We start from the raw sequence: 18386 nt of genomic DNA, 5'->3' as shown, positions 1-18386 counted from the left end.
AACCCGGAAATGTCTATCTTCCTCAACAAGGATTCGAAGGTCATCGTCCAGGGCATCACCGGTGGCGAGGGCACCAAGCACACCGCGCTGATGCTCAAGGCCGGCACCCAGGTCGTCGGTGGCGTCAACGCGCGCAAGGCGGGCACCACCGTCGCGCACACCGACAAGGACGGCAACGCGGTCGAGCTGCCGGTGTACGGCACCGTCGCCGAGGCCATCAAGGAGACCGGCGCCGACGTCTCCATCGCGTTCGTGCCGCCGAAGTTCGCCAAGGACGCCATCATCGAGGCCATCGACGCGGAGATCCCGCTGCTGGTGGTCATCACCGAGGGCATCCCGGTGCAGGACACCGCGTACGCGTGGGCCTACAACGTGGAGAAGGGCAACAAGACCCGGATCATCGGCCCGAACTGCCCGGGCATCATCACCCCCGGCGAGGCGCTGGTCGGCATCACCCCGGCCAACATCACCGGCAAGGGCCCGGTCGGCCTGGTGTCCAAGTCCGGCACCCTGACCTACCAGATGATGTACGAGCTGCGTGATTTCGGCTTCTCCACCGCCATCGGCATCGGCGGCGACCCGGTCATCGGCACCACCCACATCGACGCCATCGAGGCGTTCGAGAAGGACCCGGAGACCAAGCTGATCGTGATGATCGGCGAGATCGGCGGCGACGCCGAGGAGCGGGCCGCGGCCTACATCAAGGCCAACGTCACCAAGCCGGTCGTCGGCTACGTCGCGGGCTTCACCGCCCCCGAGGGCAAGACCATGGGCCACGCGGGCGCCATCGTCTCCGGCTCGGCCGGCACGGCCCAGGCCAAGAAGGACGCGCTGGAGGCCGCGGGCGTGAAGGTCGGCAAGACGCCGTCCGAGACCGCCGCGCTGGCTCGCGAGATCCTGGAGAAGGCCAGCGTCGAGGTTTAACCCGTCGGCGCAGCACCGAACGAAGGCCGCCTCCCGATTCCGGGGGCGGCCTTCGTCATGTATGGCGGTGGGCTCGACCTGGGCAGGAGCCGAGCGGCCTGACCGACCATCTGCGGATTTCCGGGTCGCGGGACGGTCCGCGCCCGCGTAGGGGATACGAGACAGACCCGTGTTCGGTTCAGTGCGAAGTTTTCACCGGCCGCGAGCAGACGGCGGCATATCGGACAGGGCATGCTTGTCAGCGTGGATGTGCTGGTGTTGGGTCCAGTGCAGGCGTGGGCTGACGGTGTCGCGGTGACCGTCGATCGGCCGCTGGAACGGGCAGTGTTGGTGCGATTGGCGTTGGCGAATCGCGTTCCGGTGCCGGACGGGCGGCTGGCCGAGGATTTGTGGGGGGCCGAGGTCGAGCGGCCGGTGCAGCGGCTGCGGGTCGTGGTGTCGCGGCTGCGCGCTGCGCTCGGACCGTTGGCGGAGGTGATCGGACGGACCTCCGCGGGATATCAGGCGCGGGTGAGCGCGACGGATCTGCTCGATGCGGAGGCGGCCGCGCAGCGGTTGCATACCGCGCGCCGGGCGGGTGACTACCGCACCGTGGCGAGCGCGGCGCGGGAGGCGCTCGCGCTGTGGCGTGGACCCGCGCTCGCCGATCTGCGGACCATTCCGTTCGCGGCGGCCGAGGGCGAACGGCTCGACGATTGGCGATTGTCGCTGACCGTGGCGGGCCTGGAGGCCAATCTCGAGCTAGGCGCGGCCGGTGAGGTGGTCACGGAGCTGACCGGGCTGGTGGCGCGGCATCCGCTGCACGAACCGCTGTCCTGTCTGCTGGCGTTGGCGCTGTATCGGACCGGACGGCAGGCCGACGCACTGGAACGGCTGGCGCGGTTGCGGCGCGCGCTGTCGGAGGAGTTGGGCGTCGACCCGGCACCCGACACCGCGCAGCTGGAACTGCGCATCCTGGACCATGATCCGGCGCTGCGGGCCGCTGCGGGTCGCAGCGCCGAGCCGATCGACGTGGCGCGCCTCGACGAAAACGCCGCGCAGACCGGCGATTCGGCGGTGGCCGAACCGCGACCGGGTGCGGTACTGGCCGCGCCATTGACCAGCTTCGTCGGTCGTGGTCGCGAATTCGCCACGCTCACTGCCCGGCTCGCCGAACCGGCCCGCACGACGCTGGTCGGTGTCGCGGGCAGTGGCAAGTCCCGACTGGCCGCCGAACTCGCGCGGTCGATCAGCGCGTCCGGTCGGCCGGTGGTGCTGGTCGAACTGGCGCCGCTCGGTCGTGCCGAGGATGTATTGCCCGCTGTGGCAGCGGCTTTGGCCGCGGCCGGGTTGGCCGCCGAGGGGGCGATCGATGCGAACGGGCCGCTGCCCGGGATCGTCGCGGCACTCGGCGCGGCGCCCGGCGCGCTCCTGGTGCTCGACAACGCCGAGCACGTCCTCGACTCGGTGGCCGAACTCGTCACGGCCGCAGCGGGATTCAGTGTGCTGGTCACTTCGCAACGGCCCCTCGGGGTACCGGGGGAGTCGGTGTATCCGCTGGGGCCGCTGGACCGTAGCGTCGGCGTGGCGCTGTTCATCGAGCGCGCCGGATTGCACGGCCTGGTGACCGCGGTCGAGCGGGACGAGCTGGTGGCGATCTGCGCCGCGGTCGACTGGTTGCCGCTGGGCATCGAGCTGGCCGCCGGTCTCACCAGAACGCTGACGATTTCCCAACTGGCCCAACGGATCGACGACCGGGTCCGACTGTTGGTCGGCGGCGCGCGCGACGCCGCAGGCGGGCGGCACACCAGCCTGCGCGTCGCCCTGGACTGGAGCCACGAACTACTGGCCGAGCGGGAACAGACGGTATTGCGCAGGCTCGGGGTGTTCGCGGGCGGCTGCACGCTCGAGGCGGCCGAAGCGGTGCTACCGGATGCGGACATCGAGTCCGGCGATATCGCCCCCGCCCTCGCCGATCTGGTGAACCGGAGCCTGGTCACCGTGCAGAACGTCGGGGCGACAAGAAGATTCGTGCTGCTGGAGACGGTGCGCGACTACGCCCTGTCCCGGCTCGCCGCCGCCGCGGAGACCGAGGAGCTGCGCGCCGGGCACCTGCGCTGGTGCCGCGATCTGGTGCGCTCGATCGGCGCGTCCGACGATTTCGCCGCCGCCGAATCGGTGGCGGCCGTCTTCGCGGAGTGGCCGAATATCCTGGCCGCACTGGAACAGTCGCCGGGCACGGCACGCGCCGCCGAGGCCCTGCGGCTCGCGGTCGACATGCACGTGCCCTGGCTGGCCCGGGCCTGGTTCCGAGAGGCGCAACGCCACTACGCGGTGCTGACCCAAAACGTCGTGCTGACCGGGCCCGAAGCCGGCCTCACGCCCCACGAGCTGGCAGAGGCGTTGAGCCACTACGGTTTCCACACCTTGATGACCGGGGACCTCGATACCGCCGCCGCGCAGCTGGCCCGCGCGAGCGCGGTGGCCGAGCCGCTGGACGACGCGGAACTCGCCCAGACGGTGCGGTACTACCAGGGCATCGTCGACATCGAACGCGGCAGGTTGTCCGAGGCGATCGAGCGTTTGCAGCAGGGCGAACATCTGGCCGTGCGGGACACTCAGGGCGCGTCGTTCGCCGACGCGCTCGGCACGGCACTGCTGTACGCGGGCGATCCGGCCGAGGCGCTGGCCGCCTACACCCGCTCCACCAAGGTGGACGCGGTGCACGAGGACGAGCACGGTCTTTCGCGAGGATTGAGCAACCAGGCCAAAGCCCTGCTCGAACTCGGCCGGCTGGACGAGGCACTCGCGGCCGTGGCGGAGTCCGATCGTTACGCGCGCCGCCTGGACGATCGGCAGATCCTGCCGCTGAACGATCTCACCCGTGCCGCGGCCGCACTCGCCACCGGTCAGCTCGACGCGGCGGAATCCTATTGTCGTGCCGCACTCGCGCACGAGGAGGAACCGACCGGTTTCGCCAGGATCGACCTGGCCGACGTGCTTCTCGCCAAGGGCGAACCGGCCGCGGCCAGGGCGCTGCTCGACGAGTTCATGGCCGCCGCGCCGGCCGGGGTGCCGTTGCTCGCGGCCCGCGCGGTCACCGTGACATTGCGGCAGGCGGAGGGCGATCACGCGGGCGCCCGCGCGCTAGGGGCCGAACTCCGCGCCGAGTTCGCCGCCGCGGGTTTCGGCTGGCGTCGCTACGCCGACCGGCTGTCCGGCTCCGAACCGCAGTCGTGAAAATGCTTCCTACCTCGTGAAATGTAGGTGAAACCGCGCTGAGACGGCCGGCCGGGAGTCTGGTTCGCACAACGCCATCCACCCGCACAGGAAGCAACGATCATGATCACTCCCCGCATTGTGGCCGCCCGCGCCGCCGCGACCGCCGCACTGACTGTCGCCGGCTTGCTCGGCACCCTCGCCCCCGCGCACGCGGGGCCGTTCGACAGCGGTTCGGCCGCCCCCGCCGCCCCCGGCAACCTCGGCCCGTTCGAATACGAGCACCAGTGCCTCGGCCGCGGCAACCAGGGCGTCGAGGCCGGCGAGTGGCAGGACTTCGACTGCGTCGGCAGTTACGGCGCCTGGCGACTCGTCCCCCGCTGACGACCGCAATCGACCGACCACGAAGGAATTCGATATGACCATCGCACGTTTCGCGGCCGTCGCCGCGATCACCTTCGCCGGACTGTTCGGCGCCGGACTGACCGACGGCATCGCCGTGGCCGCCCCGGAGCAGACCGGTCTCGGCCCGTACGAACAGCTGGCGACCTGTGAACGCCAGGGCAACCTCGGCATGGAGAACGGCGAATGGGCCGACTACACCTGCGAGGGTGCCCCCGGGGCGTGGTACATCAAGCCGCAGTACTGAGGGGCGTCCATGGCCCGGCGTCGTGTCCGTTCGGAGACACGGTTCCGGGCCGTCGCGCGTCCCTGGGCGGACACGGTGGCGGGAACTGCTTCCACGAGGTAGCGCTTGCCGTCGGCAAACGGCCCGCGACCTGCTCGGAAACGAAGGATCGTGCCGTACGGCCGGTCCGTTGAGGGTGACCTGGGCGGGTGAGTGCAGTAGCGTCAGGAGAAGATCCAGCCAGCACAGACCACGTATGACTCGACCTAGGAGACGACGACATGTCATACCCGTCCGGGGGCTCCGGGTACAACACACCCGCGCCATCCACATCCGCAAGCTTCGGTTCGACGGCAGGTGGTGCCAGCTCCGGCTCGAGCGCGTCCGGTGCTGAGTCCAAGGGTCTGCCGTTCTTCCTCGTGGTCGGTGTCGCCGCGCTCGGTGTGATCAACTTCCTGCTCGGTTTCGTGCCCTACATCGGCACCAAGCCGGTCGACTTCGGCGGCACCCGGGTATCCGGTAGCGAGACGGCCAGCCTGTTCGAGGCGTCCGGTGCCGCGCTGCTCGGCATCCTGCTGCTCGGTGGTCTGCTCGCCGCCCTCTCGCTGCTGCCGAAGCAGAGCTGGACCGGGGCCGCCGCGGCCGGGTCCACCGCGGGTTTCCTCGCGCTGCTGCTGCATTCGTTCACGCTCAGTGACGGCATCGAGCTGAAGTGGGGCGCCTACATCCTGCTCGTACTCGCCTTCGCGCAGGCCGCGCTGGCGATCGGCGCGGTGCTGTTCGAATCGGGCATCGTCAAGGCGCCCGCGCCGCGTCCGGCCGCGCCGGCGACGCAGGGTTACGCCCAGGGCGGTTACGGCCAGCAGCAGCCCGGCGCGTCGTTCGGCCAGAGCCAGCCCGGCTACGGTCAGCAGCAGGGTTACGGTCAGCAGCAGCCCGCCCAGTCGTACGGCCAGCAGTCTCCTTACGGCCAGCAGGCCGGTTATGGTGCGCCGCAGCAGGCTTCGCCGTACGGCCAGAGCCAGCCGGGCCAGTCGGCCTACGGTCAGCAGCCGGGGCAAGCCTATGGCCAGCAGCCGTCCTACGGCCAGCCGACCACGGCTTTCGGTGCGGCGCAGCAGGGTTCGCCCTACGGGCAGAGCCAGCCGAGTCAGCCGAGCGTGCCGCAGGCCCGCCCGGACGAGGGCGCCACGCAGCATTTCGGCTCGACCCAGCAGCCCGCCCAGCAGTCGCCGTACGGTGCGTCGAACTACGGGCAGCCGGGTCAGCCGGGCGCGCAGCAGTCTCCGCAGCCGTTCGGCGGTGAGCAGAGCGGCGATCCGGCCTCCGACGCCACCCAGGCGTTCCGGCCGTCCGAAGACAACAAGTAGCAGTCCTTCCCGGCGCGAGTTCGCGGCGCGCCTGACCCGCTCGCGCCGGGGAAGCTGCCACGCTGAATTGTCATGAACGCCCCCAGGAACTCCCTTGCGCGCCGGACCGCCGAGTCCCGCGGTGTGCCGGAACCGCACGCCGACGCCGAAGGGACCGGGTTTCTGTCGCTGACCCCGGAGCGGGCCAGGGTCCTCGTGCTGGTCGCCGGACGACCGACCACCTACGCGCTCACCGCGATCATCGTCCTCATGCTCGCCGCCCTGTTCTCCTCGGGCAGCAATCTGGCCGGCACCTCGGGTGCCATCGCCGCGGGATGGCTTGGCGTGCATCAGGTTCCGCTGGTGATCGGCAAGACCTCGCTCGGCCTGCTGCCGTTGCTGCCGACGGCGCTCGTGGTCTGGCTGGCCAGCCGTGAATGCGCGCGAGCGGTCGAACCCGGCAGTACTCGAGCCGATCTCGGCTGGATCGTCGGCGCCGCGCTGGCCGGGCCCCTGCTGATCACAGCCATCTGTCTCGCGGTCGCCGAGGACGCCTCCGGTGTCGTCGCGCTGCAACCGCCGAACACACTCGCCGCCTTCGCGTGGGTCACCGGGCTGTATCTGGTTGCGGCCCTTGGTGGGATCGCGACCGCCAATCGGCGGGGAGTCTTCGCGCTGCTGCGCCTACCGGATTGGGCGATCTCGGGAATGTATGGCGCGGGCCGTGCGGTGCTGCGCCTGCTCGGCTGTGCGACGGTGCTGACGCTGGTGTCGTTCCTGCTGCACGTCTCGCGGGTCGGTGCCACCTACGCCGGCGCGGGCAACGCCGCGGGCGTGCTCGGGCTGACCCTGCTGTCGCTGGCCTATCTGCCGAATCTGGTGGTGCAGGCGGTCGGCGTGCTCGTCGGGTCGACCGCGCAGATCGGTGCGGCGTCGTTCGGCCTGTTCGCCGTGGTGGGCGGGCCGATTCCGGCGCTGCCGTTGCTGGTGGCGGTGCCGACCGGACCCGCGCCCGCCTGGTGGCCGGTGCTGCTGTTGCTCCCGGCGGGGATCGGGGTGCTCGGCGGGCTCGATCTCGCGCGGCGCTCGACCGACCGGATCGGCGCGCCGTGGGCGACGCTGAGTTCGGCCGCGCTGGCGACCCTGATACTGGTGCTGCTCGCGGCGGTGGCAGGCGGCGAACTCGGCACCTTCGGCCGGGTCGGACTGGATCTGCCGATCTTCGCCGCGGTCACCTTCGCCTGGCTGGCGGTCCCCGGGTATGCCGGCCTGGCGTTCGCGCGCTGGTTCCTCGTCCCGGTCGGCGCCGCGCCCGCGGACTACACCGATCCGTACGACGAGCACGACTACTACGCCGACGACTACGAAGACGATTACTACGCCGACGATCACTACGCGGACGACGACCGCGAATACCTCGACGACGAGTACGACGACTACCCGTACCAGGACTCGGACGAGGCTCTGGACGGCGAACTCGTCGAGGAACAGACGTCCATCGAGACGGTGCGCGCCCCCGGCGCGAATACCACACCGGACATCGTCGATGCCGAGGTGGTCGAGGCGGACCTGCCGGAAAGTCACCGGGTAGACGGTCGTTAGGCTCTACCCGGCGGAGCCGTTCCGGCCGCCGTCCGATCGACCGCAGGAGTAGAGCCCTGAGCTCACCCACCCCGCCGCCTTCGCCGGCCGCCGAACCCGTGGCGTCGCCCGCTGCCCGGTGGACCCCCACCGCGACTCCGGCGACCGTAGTCGTGCTCGCCTCGGGCACCGGATCGCTGCTGCGCGCGCTGCTCGACGCGGCCACCGCCGCCGACTTCCCGGCGCGGATCGTCGCCGTCGGGGTGGACCGTCCCTGTCCGGCGACCGCGCATGCCGAAGCGGCGGGCGTGCCGCATTTCCGCGTGGCGCTGAACGACTTCCCCGATCGCGTCGCCTGGGACGCCGCGCTCACCGACGCGGTCGCGGGGTACGCACCCGATCTCGTGGTTTCCGCGGGGTTCATGAAGATCCTCGGTGCGCGCTTCCTCGGGCGCTTCGGCGGCCGGATCATCAACACCCATCCCGCGCTGCTGCCCGCCTTCGCCGGCGCGCACGGGGTGCGGGACGCGCTCGCCTACGGCGTGCGGGTCACCGGCTCGACCGTGCACCTGGTCGACGCGGGCGTCGACACCGGCCCGATCCTCGCGCAGGAGGCGGTGCCGGTGCTGCCCGACGACGACGAGGCGAGCCTGCACGAGCGCATCAAGGTTGTCGAACGGCGGTTGCTGGCGCAGGTGGTCGCCGCCGCCGCGACGCGGGGCATTGTTTCCGACGGACGAAAGGCAGTAATCCCTGATGAGCGAGTATGAGCGCAAGCCGTTGCGCCGGGCCCTGGTGAGTGTCTACGACAAGACCGGCCTCGTCGAACTCGCGACCGGTCTGCACGCCGCGGGCATCGAGCTGGTCTCGACCGGCTCGACCGCGAGCAAGATCGCCGACGCCGGTATCCCGGTGACCAAGGTCGAGGAGCTCACCGGTTTCCCGGAGACCCTCGACGGGCGGGTGAAGACGCTGCACCCGCGGGTGCACGCGGGCATCCTCGCCGACCTGCGCAAGCAGGAACACGCGGATCAGCTGGCCGAATTGGGTGTGGCCGCATTCGAATTGGTGGTGGTGAACCTCTACCCGTTCACCGCGACCGTGGCCAGCGGCGCGACCCCCGACGAGTGCGTCGAGCAGATCGACATCGGCGGGCCGTCGATGGTGCGGGCGGCCGCGAAGAACCATCCGTCCGTCGCGGTCGTCGTCGACAGTGGCGACTACGACCAGGTGCTCGCCGCGGCGCAGTCCGGCGGGTTCACCTTGCCCGAGCGGACGGCGCTGGCGGCCAAGGCTTTTCAGCACACGGCGAGCTATGACGTCGCGGTGGCGAGCTGGATGACCTCGGTGCTCGTGCCCGGTGTCGCGCAGGCGCCCGCCGAGGCGGGCGAGCAATTCCCCGGCTGGCTCGGCGGCACCTGGGAGCGCGCCGCCGTGCTGCGTTACGGCGAGAACCCGCATCAGGCGGCGGCGCTGTACACCGACAACGGCGGCAGCGCCGGTCTCGCACAGGCGCGTCAGTTGCACGGCAAGGAGATGTCGTACAACAACTACACCGATGCCGACGCCGCGTGGCGCGCCGCCTACGACCACACCGGGCCGACCGTGGCGATCATCAAGCACGCCAACCCGTGTGGGATCGCGGTGGGCGCCGATATCGCCGAGGCGCATCGCAAGGCGCACGCGTGTGATCCGGTGAGCGCGTTCGGCGGGGTGATCGCGGCCAACCGCGAGGTCACCGTCGAACTGGCCGAGCAGGTCGCCGAGATCTTCACCGAGGTGATCGTGGCCCCCGCCTACGCCGACGGCGCGGTGGAAGTGTTGCAGCGCAAGAAGAACGTGCGCATCCTGATCGCCGAGCCGCCGCGCCGGGCGGGCGCCGAGCTGCGCCCGATCAGCGGTGGTGCGCTGCTGCAGCAGCGCGACATCCTCGATGCCGCGGGCGACGACCCGGTCAACTGGACGTTGGTGGCGGGCGCCGCGGCCGACGCCGAGACGCTGGCCGACCTCGAATTCGCGTGGCGCGCCTGCCGGGCGGTGAAGTCCAATGCGATCCTGCTGGCCCACGACGGCGCCTCGGTCGGCGTCGGCATGGGCCAGGTGAACCGAGTGGACGCGGTGCAGTTGGCCGTGCAGCGCGCGGGTGATCGGGCCAAGGGCTCGGTCGCGGCCTCGGACGCGTTCTTCCCGTTCCCGGACGGCCCGCAGCAGCTGATCCAGGCCGGAGTGCGGGCGATCGTGCAGCCGGGTGGGTCGGTGCGCGACCAGGAGACCATCGACCTGGCCCGGGAAGCGGGCGTCACGCTGTACCTGACCGGTTCGCGGCACTTCGCCCACTAGTCGAGTCCACCGCGCGCCCTTCGCTCCGCCACCCGAATCGCCTGTGCTTCGGGATCCGGCCGGCGAAGGGCGCGCGAGTTCGTAGAGTGGCCACATGTCGATGCGGACGATGGCTGCGGGTGTGGCGGCGATGCTGGTCGCGGCCGGGCTGGGGGTCGGCGGCGCGCCACCGGCCACAGCCGAACCGACTTTCCCACGGACGTTGCCGTCTGTGCAGGCGTGGCAGGCCGGCGGTGCGGCCTTCTCCCTAGGTGCGCAGGTGCGCGTGTATTACGCCGAGCCCGGTTTGCGGGATACCGCAGCGGATTTCGCGACGGCGCTGCAAGCCTTCACCGGTCGCGACGTCCGCGCGCAACCCGGCACGGCAGGCGGCGTGGGCGATATCGTCCTGACTACCGGATCGATACCGGACGCTCCGGAAACCCCCGAGGCCTACCGGATCTCGGTCGGCGAGACGCTGGAGCTGCGCGGCGCGGACACGGCGGGCGCGTTCTACGCCACCAGGTCGGCGCTGCAGATGTTGCGCGGGCAGACCGCGATACCCGGTGGCACCGTGACGGATTGGCCACGCTACCGCGAACGCAGCCTGATGCTGGACGTCGGGCGCGAGTTCATGCCGGTGGAGCTGTTGCGCGCGCAGATCCGCCGGATGGGTCAGCTGAAGTTGAATCTGCTGCACCTGCACTTCTCGGACACCTTCGGGTTCCGGCTCGAGAGCGCGCGCCATCCGGAAATCACCGCCGCACAGCACTATTCGAAGCAGGACATCCGTGAGCTGATCGCGTATGCCGCCCGGCACCAGGTCGAGATCGTGCCCGAGGTGGACTTTCCCGGCCACATGAACGGCATCCTGGCCGCGTACCCAGAGCTGAAGCTGCGCAGTGCGACCGGCAAGGTCTCCGACGCGGCGATCGACATCGCCGATCCGCGCAGCTACGACCTGATGCGCGACATCCTGGAAGAGTTCCTGCCGCTGTTCCCCGGCCGCTATTGGCATCTCGGCGCGGACGAGTTCCTGCTCGACGGCGCACAGGTGGCAGGCTACGACGATTACCCGCAGCTCGGTGCCTACGCTCGGGCGACCTACGGGCCTGACGCCCAGCCGGTCGACGCCTTTCTCGGCCTGATCAACTGGGGTGCGGAGATAGTTCGCGCGCACGGCAAGCGTCCGCGCATCTGGAACGACGGACTGCACGCGGGCGCGGGCACCCTCGCCATCGGCGCCGATATCGTGATCGACTACTGGAGCCGGGCGGGTATACCGCAGCTGCCGCTGCCGTACTTCGGAAACGCGCGCAGCCCAGCCGATCTCGTCGCGGCCGGGCACGAAGTGCGCAACGCCGCGTTCACGCCGACCTACTTCGTCGCGGGCGGGCCGGTGTCGGCGGGCAACGTGCCCGCGCCCCTCACCTATCACCTGTGGGATCCGTCGCTGTTCGTCGACGGTAGCCGCCTCGATCCGCAGCAGAGCGCGCACCACCTGGGCTCCGGGCTGTTCGTGTGGTGCGACGACCCGACGGTGCGCACGCCGGAACAGATCGCCGCCGCCATCACCATGCCGTTGCGGGTCATGGCGGAGCAGACCTGGGGTGCTCCGCAAGCAGGTAGCTACCCCGAGTTCGCCGCGCTCGGTGATGCGGTCGGCGAACCGGCACCGTAGCGCGGATCGCCGCTACACCGCGCTGAGTACCTGCCGGTTGCCCAACGGTGACTTCAGTGTCACGTCGAGCGAGGCGAAGACGGCGATCATGGTGCACATCCGGCCGACCGCGTCGGCGCGGGTGCCGGAGCGCAGTTCGACGGTGACGGTCGAATCGGTCTCGCGCACAGTGGCGTCCACGCCGTAGCACTCCGGCGAGCCGGTCTGGAAGTTCACCGCGATCCGATCGTCGGCCAGCCGGGTCCACGAGGTGAACGGGGTCGGGCGGGCGCCGACGATGGTCGGATCGGCGCTGAGTTCGCGGCCCCGGTTCGCGCCGGCGTCCTCCGTCGGGGTGCTCGGCGCCGCGCTGCTCGTCGTGCTGGTCTTCGGTTGTGCCGCACCATCATCCGAACTGCCGCAGCCCGCGGCGACGAGACACCCGAGCGCGACGGCAAGGGTTGCGGCGCTACGGCCGCCCGACATCCGAGTCATGGCGACAACCCTAGTGGCGGGGGCGGCGGTGCGTGTGGTCACCGTCCGCTCCCATCGCATACCGAGCGTGGGACTGCAATAGGACGCACCCCACAGTGAACTTTCGGCGAACCATGCGCGTAATCCCTCCGTAACTCCCACTCGAGCAGTATCTTCGGCCTAGATGCGCGCTTGGGTGTGGACGGCGGGCGTCGATGTCGGATGCTCTTCAGAACCTTCGAAAGGAAGAACCGTGGGCGACACGCTGCGCGTTGGCGAAGAACTCGGACTGGGCCAGTCTCTGCAAGGGGGTGCGTACAGCCTCACGCTGCAGAGCGACGGCAACCTCGTGCTGACCGAGCCGGACGGAAATGTTGTGTGGTCCACGCTGACTCACAACCAGGGTGTCGAGCGTGCGACCCTGCAGTCCGACGGCAACTTCGTCCTGTACAAGGGCGAGGGTGCCGCCTGGTCCACCGAGACCAATGGCAAGGGCGACCCGGATCGCCTGGTCGTGCAGGCGGACCGCAACGTCGTGCTGTACGGCAAGGACGGCGGCGCCCTGTGGGCGTCGGACACCAAGACCGACAACCCGCTGCCCGCCCCGGAGCCCGCCGCCGAGGCCGCGCCCGCCGCCGAAGAGGTGCCGCCCCCGCCGCCGGCCCCCGAGGTGCGCACCTACACGGTCGAGCCGGGCGACACCCTGTGGGCGATCGCCGAGCGCTTCTACGGCGACGGCAACCGCTACCAGGAGATCGCGAACGCGAGCGGCATCGACAACCCGGACCTGATCAACCCCGGCCAGGTGCTGACCATCCCGTAAATTATTGCGGTGCAAGGCAAAACGTGGGGCCCGGCGCGAATGTGCGCCGGGCCCCACGTCGTTGCCGGGGTGAGTTCAATACCGCATGGCATTCTTCACCCGGTCGCCGACGGACTTCTTGCGTTGGGCAGCCTGGTAGCGCGCGTCGCTCTCGATCACCTTGATGGTGGTGCCGACGCGGCGGTGCGCCTCTTCGATCGCCTGATCGATCGGCATGACGATATCGAGATCGAACAACTCGATGATCTTGTCGATCCGTTCGTGCACGCTCCCGCCGACCACCTCGTACGGAACCCCGAGGCCGCGGATCACGTCGAGCAGAGACTGGTCGGACAGCTTCCGGAACGACTCGGAGACCGGGCGATGACCGTCCGCGCGCATCGGAAACTCCACCGGCAGATGGACATACGCGTCGTACAGCGTGGTGGCCCGCTCCTTGACGATGTCGCCGAAGATCTGGGTGTACTCGCGCACCGGGGCTTTGCGGCCGATGCCGGTGAGCGACTTCATCACGCGGGACGGCCATTTCGCGCCGGGATTGATGCCGACCTGTAGGCGAGCCGTACCGTACACCCACTCGTGCACCACGGACCCATCGGAAACGAAAGAGGCGCTTGGGGATTCGTTCTGGATCCGCTCCTCGAACCGGCGCAGTCCGAGCTGGAGCAGCTCGATCGTGTTCAACTCGTTCAGTGTCTTGCCCGGCGCGATGTCCATCAGCAGCTGACGCGCGGTCATGGCATGGGTGCGCGGGATGCCGGTGGCCAGCGAGAGCGCCTCGGTGGTCGTGCTCTTGCCGGTCGAGTAGGTTCCGGAGATGGCCAGCCGCAGGTGCGGGCGTCGCTGTCCGTTGATGAGGTACACGAGTCCGGCGCTCAGCGATCGGTGCGTAGTTGTTTGGCCCGGCGCGCACCCTCGGGCAACGGCAGCGGGCGGGTCACGTCGTCCTCCGGCGGTATCCCCGGCGCGGCCAGCGCGGCTTCGTTCAGGTCCTCGCGGCGCAGCGTGAGGAAGGCGATCACGCCCGAGATCGCGGCGAGCACGGCGACCAGCAGCATCGCCTGGTGCAGCCCCGACAGGTACGCGGACTCGGCCGCCGCGCGCAGCGGTCCGTCCGCGGCGACCTGCGCACCGCCGCCCGCGGCGATCACGTCGGCGACCTCGGAGGCCTTGTCGCCCAACGCGGCTCGAGCCGCTTCGGCGTCGGTGAACGCGTCGTCGACCCGGTTCTGAAAGAACGCGCCGACGGCGGCGATGCCGATGGCCAGCCCGGCCTGCTGGAAGGTCTCGTTGACGCCCGAGGCCATGCCCGCCTTGTCCGGGCTGGTCACCGCGATCGACAGCGCGGCGCGCGGCGGGCTGAACATCCCCATGCCGAGGCCGATCAGGATCATGGCGGGGATCAGGGCGGTCCAACCGGAGTCCACGTCGGTCAGCGCCACCGCGGCCAGGCCCGCGGCGATCAACAGCTGCGAAGTGCCGACCAGGACCGCGGGTGCGAGCTTGGTGACCAGGCCACCGGCGACAGCGGCGGCCACGAACAGCAGCAAGGTCAACGGCAGGAAGCGAATGCCGCTGGCCAGGGCGGAGTACCCGAGTTGGTTCTGCACGTAGGAGATCAGCAGGAACAGCGCGGGCATGACCGTGAAGGCACACAACGCCGTGACGATGGACAGACCACCGAAAGTGTTGTTGCGGAAGAGGTTGAGGTCGAACATGGCCGCACCGCGGCGGGTGATCTGTACCCTGGCGAACCCGGCGAGCAGCAGCGCGGCGACCACGAAGCAGAGGATTATCCGCGCACTCGCCCAGCCGTCCTCCTGCCCCCGGAGTAGCCCGAGAACCAGGAAGAACAGCCCGGTCGAGAAGGTAACCATGCCGAGCCAGTCCACGGGCGGCGTTGCGTAGCTGCGTGATTCGCGCATCTTCAGCATGCCTGCCGCGAGCGCGCCGACGGCCAGCGGGACGTTGATCAGGAAAATCCAACGCCAGCCCGCGGTTTCGGTGAGCCCGCCGCCGATCAACGGGCCGAAGGCGATCGCGAGGCCGGTCACCGCGCCGAAGACGCCGAAGGCCATGCCGCGATCCTTGCCGCGGAACTCGTGCCCGAGCAGTGCCGGACCGACCGCGAAAAGGATTGCCCCGCCCAGGCCTTGCACGAACCGGGCGACCACGAGGACCTCGACGTTCGGAGCGATACCGCACACGAGCGAGGACAGCGCGAAGACGACCATCCCGATGTTGAAGACTTTTCGGCGCCCGATCCGGTCGGCCAGCGAGCCGGCGGCAAGCAGGATCGCGGCGAGACCGAGGGCGTAGGCGTCCAGAATCCACTGCAGGGACGAGAACGAGGAATCGAATGCCGTGCGGATGTCCGGCAGAGCCACGTTCACGACGGTCAGATCGAGCATCAGCATGAAGGTGGCGACAGCCACCCCGACGAGAGTCCAGATCGCGGTATCCGATCGCCGGAACGCGGTCTCGGTCGGTCCGATGGCCATAAGCGAATTATCCTCTGTTCAAGGGTTTTTCGACACAGCGGCGACAGCCCTGTCGGCTGGGACGAGTTCTGGAAGACGATACAGGCGGGTCAGCTGCGTGATCACGTCCTCGAACGATCCGCCGAACACGAAGTAGGGGATGGTCGATGCGTGCAATGTCTCGAGCAGGATCCGGTCGGTGAGCGCGCGCTGTTCGGCATCGTCGCCGTCCAAAGTCGCCGGATCTATGCGCAGATGGACGAACGCATCGTAGGTCGCGGCCGCCCGGCGGGCGACGATCGCTCCGTGTGCGGCCAGAAACCCCTTCTCGAAGCGGCGATTCGGGATATCACGCGGGTTGGTCAACCAACTGAGGAATCGGCGGTTGCGGCGCAGGGTCTCGGCCAGCGCCCACTCGTTCAGCACCGAACCATCGGAGACGAAACCGGATTCGGTGCCTGCCTCGGCGGTGATCCGTCGCTCGAACATGCGGACCGGTAGCTCGACCGTCCGTGCCAGCCGCCGCGTGCTCGTCACCACGGTCGATTCCGGCGACAGACCGGTATGCGGTAACCCGCTGGCCAGCGACAGTGCGGTGGCCAGCGTGGTCTTGCCGGTGCCCGGTGCGCCGGTGATCGCCAGCCGTACCGCCGGTAGTTGCGTCCGCGCGCTGGTCGGCGCGGGGCGGAGCATGGTGTCGGCGGTCATTCGGGTAGCTGGTGCGCGAGCAGGCAGGAGCCGGTGACGCCGTTGAACGCTTTGATCTGGATATCGGCACTGCGCCAGCGACTTCCGCCACGATCGATGATCGATGCGCGCCGGATCTCCAGGATGCCCTCGAAGGAGTCGTCGATCGGGCGGTGCGGACCGGCCGTGATGAACTCGAGTTTGCGCATCCAGAGGGTGTTGCTGTTCGCCCGGGTGAGCGAATCCAGGTGGTAGAGCAGGATTTGCGACGACTGAGCCGCGCCGACCACGGAGTCGATGGGGGAGGAGCTGTACGAGTACGCGGACTCCGCGCCGGCGAACCCGCCGACCTGGCCGGGCGTGATGCGGTGCTGCCCGGTGATTCTGGTGCCGGTCTCGTCGACGGTGAGTTCGCTCGCGGTCAGCGTGTGATTGACCAGGCCGTTGAGGTAGTAGTGCGGCGCGGGACCGAAAATCTCGGCCAGGCCACCGAATTCGTCCAGTCCCGGCTCGGACTGCGCGCCGGACCCCGGCGGGTGCACGATCGACAGGGTGCCGTTCAGCGGGCCGACCTGGAACTTGAAGGTGGTTTCGATCTCGGATTCGGTGGTGTCGGAGGCGCCGACGACCTCCGCGGTCACCGGTACGTCGGCCAGATCCTCGTGCGGCGAGGCGCCCGCGCGGACGGTGGCGTGGCGCACCCAGGACCGCGCCGATTCGGCCGCGGAGAGTTCCCGGGAGCGGGCCACCGCGGCGTCGCACAGTGCCGCGGCCAGCATGACGGTGTCGACGCTGCTCACGTGGGGGATGAGCTCGCCGTCGCGTTTGGTGGACCAACCGGCCGGGTAGGTCAGGCGCGCCCGCCCGGAATGCTTGGCACCCAACTGGTTCGACCTGCTGAGCGCGAGCCGGGTGAACTCCCGGCCGACGTTCTTGTAACCGTCTCCGAAGTATCGGCTGGTGTGCGGGCCAAGGGGTTCGTCATAACTGGAGAATGAATGTTTCATATTTTGGCACCGCACTTTCGAACACAGATCGAACAGATGACACAGGGCGGATCAGGCGACCGGTGGAAGGCCGAATACCTGTCCCGCGTACGACAATCCGGCCCCGAACGACACCTGCAACGCGAGCTGTCCGGGTTTTGCCCGCGCCGAGGTCACCAGGTCGTCGATGGCCAGGGGAAGGGCCGCGGCGGAGGTGTTACCCGATCTACGGACGTCGTCGGCGATCGCGACCGACTGGTTCTCCCAGCCGAGTTCGCGGACCACGCTGTCGATGATGCGCTGGTTCGCTTGATGTGGAATGAACACCTCCACCTCGCTCAGCGCGACCTCGCCCGCTTCGGCGATCTCGCGCACCAATCCTGGGACCGTCGCGGTGGCCCAGCGGAATACGGAGGTGCCGTCCATCTGCAGTGATGGACGGACGAGCGTGGGGTCGGCGCGGAACTCGTCCCAGGTCGGCTCTTGGCGGATCAACCCGGCGTACGCGCCGGAACTGCCCCACACCGTCCGGCGGATATGGCCGGTGTCCACGCGTGTCACCAGGGCCGCGCCCGCGCCGTCGCCGAAGATCGGCCCGACGGACGCCTGTGTCAGAACTATGTTGTTACTGAGTTTTTCCGAGCCGATGACCAATATCGTGTCGGCCTGTCCGGAATTGATGAGGGCGGCGGCCTGGCCTATTCCGTGGGAGTATCCGGAACAGCCTGCCGAGATATCGAAGGCGGCCGGGCGGTCGCAGCCGAGCTCCGCGGCGACGGCCGGGGCGGCCGCCGGGGTCTGGGTGAGTTCGGTGGAGGTGGCGAGCATCACGACATCGACTGAACCGGCCCGCATTTCAGCGGCGCGCAACGCCGCGTCGGCCGCGGCGGCGGCCATGGAGGTCACCGTCTCGTGGTCACCGGCGAAGCGGCGTTCGGCGACTCCGGTCCGGCGGATGATCCACTCGTTGTCGACGTTCAGGCCGGGTGCCAATTCGGCGTTGGACACGATCCTTTCGGGCCGATAGACGCCAATCATTGATATGCCGGCCTGCAAAGTCATGTCACGACCTCTCAATCACCCGGCGAAGGTCCGTTACTGGTCTGTTACCAGTGAGGTAATCTAACATTCTGGGCGTGACCGGGCATGAGTACGTTTTGCTATAACACCAGAACTCCCCTTTGATGTGACCGATGTCACAGTGTTGAAGGTTGCTCGTTAATCCGCTGTGCGACAAAGTGTTCGAGCTACCGCCGGGTAGGTGAACAGTCGGTTCA

Annotated in this window: 16 protein-coding genes; 10 read left to right on the top strand and 6 right to left on the bottom strand. The window is 69.1% G+C overall.

Features of this window, described 5'->3' with window-relative positions; all coding sequences use genetic code 11:
- The first annotated feature begins 9 nt into the window (after positions 1–9).
- From sucD to O3I_RS37770, 9 genes are all read left to right on the top strand, one after another.
- On the top strand, positions 10–924 hold the full coding sequence (gene sucD / locus O3I_RS37810) for a succinate--CoA ligase subunit alpha (RefSeq protein ID WP_014988330.1): 915 nt from the start codon (positions 10–12) through the stop codon (positions 922–924).
- A 243-nt stretch (positions 925–1167) separates the two neighbouring features.
- Entirely contained in the window at positions 1168–4143 is a 2976-nt protein-coding gene (locus O3I_RS37805) for an AfsR/SARP family transcriptional regulator (RefSeq protein WP_041563128.1), read from the top strand.
- Between the two features lie 102 nt (positions 4144–4245).
- Positions 4246–4506, top strand: a complete 261-nt coding sequence (locus O3I_RS37800) for a hypothetical protein (RefSeq protein ID WP_014988328.1) — start codon at positions 4246–4248, stop codon at positions 4504–4506.
- 34 nt (positions 4507–4540) lie between these two features.
- A complete protein-coding gene (locus O3I_RS37795) occupies positions 4541–4771 on the top strand; it encodes a hypothetical protein (RefSeq protein WP_014988327.1) in 231 nt (76 codons plus the stop codon).
- A gap of 260 nt (positions 4772–5031) precedes the next feature.
- Positions 5032–6120: a DUF5336 domain-containing protein gene (locus O3I_RS37790; RefSeq protein WP_041563127.1), complete on the top strand. Its 1089-nt coding sequence runs from the start codon at positions 5032–5034 to the stop codon at positions 6118–6120.
- A 72-nt stretch (positions 6121–6192) separates the two neighbouring features.
- On the top strand, positions 6193–7701 hold the full coding sequence (locus tag O3I_RS45825; protein ID WP_014988325.1) for a DUF6350 family protein: 1509 nt from the start codon (positions 6193–6195) through the stop codon (positions 7699–7701).
- A 98-nt stretch (positions 7702–7799) separates the two neighbouring features.
- Complete coding sequence (gene purN / locus O3I_RS37780; protein WP_051066837.1) at positions 7800–8450, top strand: phosphoribosylglycinamide formyltransferase; 651 nt, start codon at positions 7800–7802, stop codon at positions 8448–8450.
- Complete coding sequence (gene purH / locus O3I_RS37775; protein WP_014988323.1) at positions 8437–10020, top strand: bifunctional phosphoribosylaminoimidazolecarboxamide formyltransferase/IMP cyclohydrolase; 1584 nt, start codon at positions 8437–8439, stop codon at positions 10018–10020. Before purN ends, purH begins: the two co-directional genes overlap by 14 nt.
- A 94-nt stretch (positions 10021–10114) precedes the next feature.
- Positions 10115–11680 (top strand): beta-N-acetylhexosaminidase, encoded by a 1566-nt coding sequence (locus O3I_RS37770; protein WP_014988322.1) that lies wholly within the window; start codon positions 10115–10117, stop codon positions 11678–11680.
- Positions 11681–11692: 12 nt separating this feature from the next.
- Here O3I_RS37770 and O3I_RS37765 read toward each other — a convergent pair whose 3' ends face one another.
- Positions 11693–12154, bottom strand: coding sequence for a hypothetical protein (locus O3I_RS37765; RefSeq protein WP_141691903.1), 462 nt, complete (start codon positions 12152–12154; stop codon positions 11693–11695).
- 232 nt (positions 12155–12386) lie between these two features.
- On the opposite strand from O3I_RS37765, the gene O3I_RS37760 reads away from it, so the two are divergent.
- Complete coding sequence (locus tag O3I_RS37760; RefSeq protein WP_014988320.1) at positions 12387–12956, top strand: LysM peptidoglycan-binding domain-containing protein; 570 nt, start codon at positions 12387–12389, stop codon at positions 12954–12956.
- A gap of 75 nt (positions 12957–13031) precedes the next feature.
- Here the strand turns inward: O3I_RS37760 and O3I_RS37755 are convergent, their stop codons facing one another.
- Genes O3I_RS37755 through O3I_RS37735 form a run of 5 tightly spaced genes read right to left on the bottom strand, consistent with a single transcriptional unit; the run spans position 13032 to position 18171 of the window.
- Positions 13032–13820: an AAA family ATPase gene (locus tag O3I_RS37755; protein WP_014988319.1), complete on the bottom strand. Its 789-nt coding sequence runs from the start codon at positions 13818–13820 to the stop codon at positions 13032–13034.
- An 11-nt stretch (positions 13821–13831) separates the two neighbouring features.
- On the bottom strand, positions 13832–15457 hold the full coding sequence (locus O3I_RS37750; RefSeq protein ID WP_014988318.1) for an MFS transporter: 1626 nt from the start codon (positions 15455–15457) through the stop codon (positions 13832–13834).
- Positions 15458–15475: 18 nt separating this feature from the next.
- On the bottom strand, positions 15476–16144 hold the full coding sequence (locus tag O3I_RS37745) for an AAA family ATPase (RefSeq protein ID WP_014988317.1): 669 nt from the start codon (positions 16142–16144) through the stop codon (positions 15476–15478).
- Complete coding sequence (locus O3I_RS37740) at positions 16141–17130, bottom strand: AvrD family protein (protein WP_014988316.1); 990 nt, start codon at positions 17128–17130, stop codon at positions 16141–16143. The genes O3I_RS37745 and O3I_RS37740 overlap by 4 nt, the downstream gene beginning before the upstream one ends.
- A gap of 51 nt (positions 17131–17181) precedes the next feature.
- A complete protein-coding gene (locus tag O3I_RS37735; protein WP_041563126.1) occupies positions 17182–18171 on the bottom strand; it encodes a beta-ketoacyl-ACP synthase 3 in 990 nt (329 codons plus the stop codon).
- Positions 18172–18386 lie beyond the last annotated feature (215 nt).

The organism is Nocardia brasiliensis ATCC 700358 (assembly GCF_000250675.2).
Classification (GTDB): domain Bacteria; phylum Actinomycetota; class Actinomycetes; order Mycobacteriales; family Mycobacteriaceae; genus Nocardia; species Nocardia brasiliensis_B.
This window is presented reverse-complemented; position numbering and strand designations above follow the sequence as displayed.

What these genes read in the sequence shown, in the direction of transcription:
- sucD (WP_014988330.1), top strand. Translation starts at nt 10, where the DNA reads ATGTCTATCTTCCTCAACAAGGATTCGAAGGTCATCGTCCAGGGCATC.
- O3I_RS37800 (WP_014988328.1), top strand. Translation starts at nt 4,246, where the DNA reads ATGATCACTCCCCGCATTGTGGCCGCCCGCGCCGCCGCGACCGCCGCA.
- O3I_RS37795 (WP_014988327.1), top strand. Translation starts at nt 4,541, where the DNA reads ATGACCATCGCACGTTTCGCGGCCGTCGCCGCGATCACCTTCGCCGGA.
- O3I_RS37790 (WP_041563127.1), top strand. Translation starts at nt 5,032, where the DNA reads ATGTCATACCCGTCCGGGGGCTCCGGGTACAACACACCCGCGCCATCC.
- O3I_RS45825 (WP_014988325.1), top strand. Translation starts at nt 6,193, where the DNA reads ATGAACGCCCCCAGGAACTCCCTTGCGCGCCGGACCGCCGAGTCCCGC.
- purH (WP_014988323.1), top strand. Translation starts at nt 8,437, where the DNA reads ATGAGCGAGTATGAGCGCAAGCCGTTGCGCCGGGCCCTGGTGAGTGTC.
- O3I_RS37770 (WP_014988322.1), top strand. Translation starts at nt 10,115, where the DNA reads ATGTCGATGCGGACGATGGCTGCGGGTGTGGCGGCGATGCTGGTCGCG.
- O3I_RS37765 (WP_141691903.1), bottom strand. Translation starts at nt 12,154, where the DNA reads ATGACTCGGATGTCGGGCGGCCGTAGCGCCGCAACCCTTGCCGTCGCG.
- O3I_RS37750 (WP_014988318.1), bottom strand. Translation starts at nt 15,457, where the DNA reads ATGGCCATCGGACCGACCGAGACCGCGTTCCGGCGATCGGATACCGCG.
- O3I_RS37745 (WP_014988317.1), bottom strand. Translation starts at nt 16,144, where the DNA reads ATGACCGCCGACACCATGCTCCGCCCCGCGCCGACCAGCGCGCGGACG.
- O3I_RS37740 (WP_014988316.1), bottom strand. Translation starts at nt 17,130, where the DNA reads ATGAAACATTCATTCTCCAGTTATGACGAACCCCTTGGCCCGCACACC.
- O3I_RS37735 (WP_041563126.1), bottom strand. Translation starts at nt 18,171, where the DNA reads ATGACTTTGCAGGCCGGCATATCAATGATTGGCGTCTATCGGCCCGAA.